This window comes from Neisseria sp. P0001.S005 (genome assembly GCF_051963715.1).
Map to the genome: position 1 here is coordinate 1 of NZ_JBQCTZ010000173.1, position 7,230 is coordinate 7,230.

Genomic DNA, 7,230 nt, shown 5'->3' on the forward strand with positions numbered 1-7,230 from the left:
TCTGTTGCCGAACACGCTGCTTTGCTGAAATCCCTGCCTGTTGACGGCCTGCACATCGACTTGGTACGCGCTCCTGAGCAACTGGACGCATTTGCCGACTACGACAAAGTTCTGTCTGCCGGCGTTATCGACGGCCGCAACATTTGGCGCGCCAACCTGAACAAAGTGTTGGAAACTGTCGAGCCTCTGCAAGCCAAACTGGGCGACCGTTTATGGATCTCCAGCTCTTGCTCTCTGCTGCACACTCCATTTGACTTGTCAGTTGAAGAAAAACTGAAAGCCAACAAACCTGACCTGTACTCTTGGTTGGCATTCACCCTGCAAAAAACCCAAGAATTGCGCGTTCTGAAAGCTGCATTGAACGAAGGTCGTGATTCTGTTGCCGAAGAACTCGCCGCCAGCCAAGCTGCTGCCGATTCACGCGCCAACAGCAGTGAAATCCACCGCGCAGACGTTGCCAAACGCCTGGCCGATTTGCCTGCCAACGCAGACCAACGCAAATCTCCATTTGCCGACCGTATCAAAGCGCAACAAGCATGGTTGAACCTGCCTCTGCTGCCGACTACCAACATCGGTTCTTTCCCACAAACTACCGAAATCCGCCAAGCACGTGCAGCCTTCAAAAAAGGCGAACTGTCTGCCGCCGATTACGAAGCTGCGATGAAAAAAGAAATCGCCTTGGTGGTTGAAGAGCAAGAAAAACTGGACTTGGACGTACTGGTACACGGCGAAGCCGAGCGTAACGACATGGTCGAATACTTCGGCGAACTGTTGAGCGGTTTTGCATTCACCCAATACGGCTGGGTACAAAGCTACGGCTCACGCTGTGTTAAACCACCTATCATCTTCGGTGACGTAAGCCGTCCTGAAGCCATGACTGTCGCTTGGTCTACTTACGCACAAAGCCTGACCAAACGCCCGATGAAAGGCATGTTGACCGGTCCTGTAACCATTCTGCAATGGTCTTTCGTCCGCAACGATATTCCTCGCTCTACCGTGTGCAAACAAATCGCACTGGCTCTGAACGACGAAGTATTGGATTTGGAAAAAGCAGGCATCAAAGTCATCCAAATTGACGAACCTGCCATCCGCGAAGGTCTGCCTTTGAAACGTGCCGATTGGGATGCCTACCTGAACTGGGCCGGCGAATCTTTCCGCCTGTCCTCTACCGGTTGCGAAGACAGCACTCAAATCCACACTCATATGTGCTACTCTGAGTTCAACGACATCCTGCCTGCCATCGCCGCTATGGACGCTGACGTCATCACCATCGAAACTTCACGTTCCGACATGGAGCTCTTGACTGCATTCAGCGAGTTCAAATACCCGAACGACATCGGCCCGGGTGTTTACGACATCCACAGCCCACGCGTACCGACTGAAGCTGAAGTTGAGCATCTGTTGCGCAAAGCCATCGAGGTTGTACCGGTTGAACGTCTGTGGGTAAACCCAGACTGCGGCCTGAAAACACGTGGCTGGAAAGAAACTCTGGAACAACTCCAAGTGATGATGAACGTAACCCACAAACTGCGTGCCGAGCTGGCTAAATAATGTGAGTTAGATGAAAAGGCCGTCTGAAAATTTTCAGACGGCCTTTTTTTATTTATCGATATTTAAAAAATAAATATCATGAATTCAACAGTTTACAAAATCCCTGTCGTTATATGATGTTCTTCCACTCCTGATGTATACACGTTCTTAGTATGGTGATACACAGTCTCTTTAGTCGTTTCAACAATATGGTTGGCTTCTGACAAGATATCGCTCAATGCAACTTTACTGCCGGTCGTATTCACCTTTTTCAGTGCTGCGCCATTATGGCTATTGCCTTCAGAATACGTTTTGATGTCGTTTTCAAAGCGTAGCCATGAATCATACAGTTCGCCTTTAATGTCCGTCATGATTTTATTATTGGCTACATTTAAAGATGCCTTGCCCTTAGGGTTGGTACTGTGTACGTCTACCAAAGCATCATTCAGGGCACCACCAAGTTTCAATGTGTTATTGGTGATGTTGTACTCTTTGGCATTGCTTTTCAAATAAGCAAATTCAACATAGCCGTCAGATTTTTCACGCACGGAAATTTTGTTGTTGTGAATTGTCACCGCCCCATGCATAGCGACATTGCCATGGTGTTCTTCCACATAAACCGGTACTGCGCCTTTCATAATCTTGCCGATATCGGCATCATTGCCGCTGATGGTAATGGTACCGCTACCAATGCCGTTTTTAGATAAAACGCGGTCGTAGGTATCATTGATGACGGCAATCAGATATTTGGTAGATTCGCCGCTGATCTTGTTGTTTGCCATATTGAGCGTGTAATCCATTTTGCTTTCATGGTTACGGAACTCAATCGCGTAGGTCTGAATATTGTTTTGATAAACCGTCAGATTTTTAATGACATTATCGCTGATATCGAAATAGCCTTTATCAGCCGAGTGCAAATCTTTGTATTGGGTGTTGGTTTGCACCTGAATCCCTGAATACATGTGGTAGTACTTGCCCAAGTCATCATCAACATTCAAACGGAAGCTCGGATCTTGGATAATGGTATTGCCGGTAATTTTGACTTTATCCATAGAAAACTGGCGGTTGTAGGCAACAATGCCATACAGCCTATCACCCGTTAACACATTGTCTTCAATGACAATGCCTGTACCATCATGCACATCCAAGCCTTTGCGGTAGTTGTGGTTGGTCGTGTTTTTACGGTATGTGATGCCGTAATTGTAGCTGCCGGCAGCCACAGCCATACCGTAGCCGGTACCGCCATCCGCTTCGTGGCCGTTCCAATCCAAACGGTTGCCCTCGCCGATAAAGTTTTGTTGGAAACCAATCAGCGCACCGGCAACGCGGTTGTGGTGCAGATACGAATCGGCAATACGGTTGTTTTCACCCAAAGGCAGCGCTTCATAGTTTTCATCGATTTCGCCACTTTGTACGCGCGCTTTAAAGGTCAGCTTTTGACCTTTTTCCGTCCCCAAAGAAGCGGTCGACGTAAACATCACACCAGCGCGGTTGGCACCGGAAACCTCTACTTTACTGATTAAAGTATTGTCCGCATCGTTGACCAAAATGCCGTTTACCTTGCCAAAATAGCTTAAGCCTTTGCGGTAAAAATCAGGGTTGGTATATTGAACCGACAAGTCGGCAATGGTTTTATTGTTTTGTCCATCGACTAAAATACCGGCAAATTGGCGAATATCATCATGGTTGGTGTCCGGATTGAACACGCCCGTCTGCGCCTTATCAAACGTTACTTTGGTTTTACCCATCCCCGAACCAAACAAACCACGCGCGCCGGAAACGGTTTTATCCATCACAATCTGGTTGGAAATATAGTAAGTACCATCCAAGAAGACCATGGCTTTTTCTTTATGAGCCGCCTCTAAAGCCGCTTTAAATGCCTGAAGGCTGTCTTTTTTACCCTGCGCATCAGCACCAAAATCATTCACGCGAACATAATTACCGTACTCTTTAGATTGATACACGCGGTATTTTCCAGATACACCGGCCCTGCTTTCGGCATGATCGTCAATTTTGTTTTCTTTGCTTGAGCTGAGGTGACTATCGTGACTCATGGCTGTTTTTTTGCCGAAAGAAACGCTCGTAACTTTATGATGACCGTCTGAATCGTTCAAACTCTTTTTATGGGTAATTTCGACTGTTTCTTTTCCTTCGGCAATTCTGTCTTCTGCCTCTTTCTCTTTGCGGGCGGCTTCTTGTTTGGCTTTACGCTCTTCAATCGCTTTTTCGACTGCCACTTTATGCGCTTCTTTTGCGCGCTCAACCGCCTTTGCTTTGGCTGCGGCGGCTTCGGCTATTTTTTTTGCTTTAGCCTCTTCGTAAATTTTTTGCCTTTCAGCCAGGACTTTTTCCATCGATTTATTGACTGGTTTGGCTGCCGTTGCTTTATCGGTAGCGGCAGGTTTATTTGTTACTTTAGGCGCAATGGTGTTTTTACTGGAAACGCTGCTTACAGAAGCAACGCTGGCCCGTGCGACATGCATTTTTGTCACAAGGCCGTCTGAAGATGATGAGGTACTATTTAATCTTGCTGCCTCAGCTACATGAACCGCCTCTCTCGTTACCATATTTTTACCGCTTAATTGCTTGGGTTCTGGAAAAACCGACGGACTACCCCCCCAATTTTGGGTGTGTATCCATTCTTTTAGAGGAGAAGATGATTCGGAAGTGGTTTCAGGAGTTGAGGAGCCTTGACGAATATGGGTACGGCCAAGAGGAGCAAGTTTATGTGACATAATCAGCGTATTTCCTTGTATCGAATATCGCCTTTCCTACCGCACAAGCGTGCAACAAAAAAGTCGATTGATTAAAGAGGTAAGACGGATTCTGTCGTAACAGCAATTACCTGTATAAAGGCCAAACTGAAGTTGGCTGCTTTAAGAAACTCGGCAGCGTTTCCCCTTCTGCCGGTTTTCCGATTGGAAACAGTCATGGTGTCAGACAGAACCTTTGGATGACTTTATATAGGCGATCTGTCCGCGTACCATGTGTCCGGTTATTTTTGACGGAAATGTATCAGAGTCCCTTTTTAATTGATTAGTTCATCCAAAGTTAAGTTATTTTTGATTTTTATAGCAAAATAAAAATGGTTTTATTTTGCATCGTTTTCCTTTTTGGCTTGACAGAGTGAATCCCGCGAAACCAAAAGGAGGGAAATTCTAACACAATATGTTTTTAGCATTCCCTATTTAACTAAATTTACAAAATATACAGAATAAATATCTATAACTGTTTTTAACTTCTTCTAAAAATCAATAAAATTCGATATTTTCAATATGTATTTTTACAACATGACTGCGCATTATATACCGGTTATCTTAAAATACTACCGTTTATTTGCAAAATTTAGTATTTTATTACTGCTTTCACCATCTAAAAACCAATAAAAAAAGGCCGTCTGAAAAAATATTTCAGACGGCCTTTTTTATTAAATGCGTTCTATTCAACAAACTTCGACCAACCAGCCGTGTTTGTCTTCTGTCAAACCGTATTGAATGTCGGTAATCGCCTTACGGATTGCGTAACCGCGCTCTTGGCTCTTCACTTCGATTTCTTTGCCATCAATCACGAAAGAAGTTACCGGAGAAATAACCGCAGCCGTACCAGTCAGAATCGCTTCCGCACCATTATCAATCGCGGCTTTCAGCTCATCAACGGTAAAGTTGCGTTCGGTAACGGTGTAGCCCAAATCTTTGGCAACTGTCAGTACGGAATCACGGGTAACGCCGTGTAGGAATTCGTCGGTCAACGGTTTGGTAATGATTTCATCGCCGTTAATCAGGATAAAGTTAGACGCGCCGGTTTCCTGAACGTCGCCATTCGGACAGAACAACACTTGGTTTGCACCATATTCGGCTTTGGCTTTCAATACCCAAGGCATGGCGGAAGCGTAGTTGCCGCCGCATTTCACACGACCCATATGTGGGGCGCAGCGGATATGTTCGGTTTCAACTAAGATTTTAACGGGCGAACCGGCTTTGAAATAGTCGCCGACAGGAGAAGCCAGAATGTACAGCAAAGCAGTTTCAGAAGGAGAACCAGCTTTACCGATCACAGGATCGGTACCGATCAAAGTCGGACGCAGGTAAAGAGCTGCTGGCGCATCAGGAATTTCTTCGGCAGAACGTTTGACCAATTCAATCAAAGCATCCAAATAAGCCTCAGTTTCAGGGCGCGGCAGGTGCAGAATATCCGCACTTTGCTGCATGCGCGCGATATTGGCGGTCGGGCGGAACATCACGATTTTGCCGTTTGCCTGACGGAATGCCTTCAAACCCTCAAAACATTCGCTGCCGTAATGCAAGGCGTGCGCGCCGGGAGCGATTGTCAGGTCTTTGGAAGATTGCCATTCTACCGGCTGCCATTTACCTTCACGATAAGCGATAACGGGCATTTCAGCGTGAAAAACGCTGCCGAATACGGCTGGAACTGGTCTGCTCATGATGATTGCCTTTCTTATTCTGATGTGCAAAATAAATTAATTAATTAGAGACTGAACAATACGCCTTTCAATATAGGTTTGACAAGTACCCGTCAGCATAAAGACACCGCCCCCCTGCCGTCTGAAACATGCCGTCCTATCCGAAATCCGGCAAATCGTTTAAACTGATACCATTTTTCAGACGGCCTGCCCCAACCGCAGCCAACCCGGAGTAACCCATGAAACTCATCTCTACCATCATCAAAATCCTGATTCTTCTTGTTTTCCTCCTGCTGGCCATCACCAATACCCACACCGTATCCTTCTTCTACCTGCCTGGCCAAAACATCAATCTGCCGCTGATTGTCGTGCTTTTCGGTGCATTTATTATCGGCATCGTGTTCGGTATGTTTGCCCTCTTCGGCCGTCTGCTGTCCCTGCGTAGCGAAAACAACCGTCTGCGTGCCGAAGTGAAAAAATACGCCCACCTTTCCGAAAAAGACCTGACTCCGGTCAAAACCGAAACACCGGCAACGACTTCCGAAGCCACTCCCAAAGCGTAACGCCACCAATCAATAAAGGAATACCATGGACAACGAATTGTGGGTCATCTTACTGCCCATCGTCCTCCTCCCCGTTTTCTTCGCTATGGGCTGGTTTGCCGCGCGCGTCGATATGAAGACCGTCCTGAAACAGGCTAAAAGCATACCGGCAGGGTTTTACAAAAGCCTTGACGCCCTCGTTGACCGCAACAGCGGCCGCGCCGCGCGCGAATTGGCGGAAGTGATCGACCAGCAGCCGCAGTCATACGACTTAAACCTGACTTTGGGCAAACTCTACCGCCAACGCGGCGAAAACGACAAAGCCATCAATATGCACCGCGCCCTGCTCGATTCGCCCGACACAGTCAACGAAAAACGCGCACGCGTGCTTTTTGAATTGGCGCAAAACTACCAAAGTGCAGGCTTGGTGGACCGTGCCGAACAAATCTTCCTCGGTTTGCAGGAAGGCGATATGGCACGCAAAGCCCGCCAACACCTTTTGAGCATTTACCAACAGGATCGTGATTGGGAAAAAGCCATCGAAATGGCGCAGCTCTTGAGCCATGACGAACAGACCTACCAGTTTGAAATCGCCCAGTTCTATTGCGAAATCGCCCAAGCCGCGCTGTTCAAGTCCAACTTCGATGCTGCCCGCTACAATATCGGCAAAGCACTCGAAGCCAACAAAAAATGTACGCGCGCCAACATCATTCTCGGCGACATTGAATACCGTCAGGG

Annotated in this window: 5 protein-coding genes; 3 read left to right on the top strand and 2 right to left on the bottom strand. The window is 47.0% G+C overall.

Translation table 11 applies throughout. The features are described from left to right. Positions 1–1,551, top strand: a 1,551-nt coding sequence (metE, locus tag ACTHSP_RS15810) for a 5-methyltetrahydropteroyltriglutamate--homocysteine S-methyltransferase (protein WP_440346414.1), incomplete at its 5' end; no start/stop codon positions are given. Between the two features lie 92 nt (positions 1,552–1,643). On the opposite strand, the gene ACTHSP_RS15815 is transcribed toward metE, so the two are convergent. Both ACTHSP_RS15815 and ilvE read right to left on the bottom strand, forming a co-directional pair. Next, positions 1,644–3,884: a right-handed parallel beta-helix repeat-containing protein gene (locus ACTHSP_RS15815; protein ID WP_440346417.1), complete on the bottom strand. Its 2,241-nt coding sequence runs from the start codon at positions 3,882–3,884 to the stop codon at positions 1,644–1,646. A gap of 1,088 nt (positions 3,885–4,972) precedes the next feature. Further along, on the bottom strand, positions 4,973–5,971 hold the full coding sequence (ilvE, locus tag ACTHSP_RS15820) for a branched-chain-amino-acid transaminase (RefSeq protein WP_440346415.1): 999 nt from the start codon (positions 5,969–5,971) through the stop codon (positions 4,973–4,975). 218 nt (positions 5,972–6,189) lie between these two features. Between ilvE and ACTHSP_RS15825 the strand changes: the two genes are divergently transcribed. Together ACTHSP_RS15825 and ACTHSP_RS15830 are read left to right on the top strand one after the other, a co-directional pair. After that, a complete protein-coding gene (locus ACTHSP_RS15825; RefSeq protein ID WP_128581487.1) occupies positions 6,190–6,513 on the top strand; it encodes a LapA family protein in 324 nt (107 codons plus the stop codon). A 25-nt stretch (positions 6,514–6,538) separates the two neighbouring features. Continuing rightward, a partial coding sequence (locus ACTHSP_RS15830; RefSeq protein ID WP_440346416.1) for a tetratricopeptide repeat protein occupies positions 6,539–7,230 on the top strand: 692 nt, incomplete at its 3' end.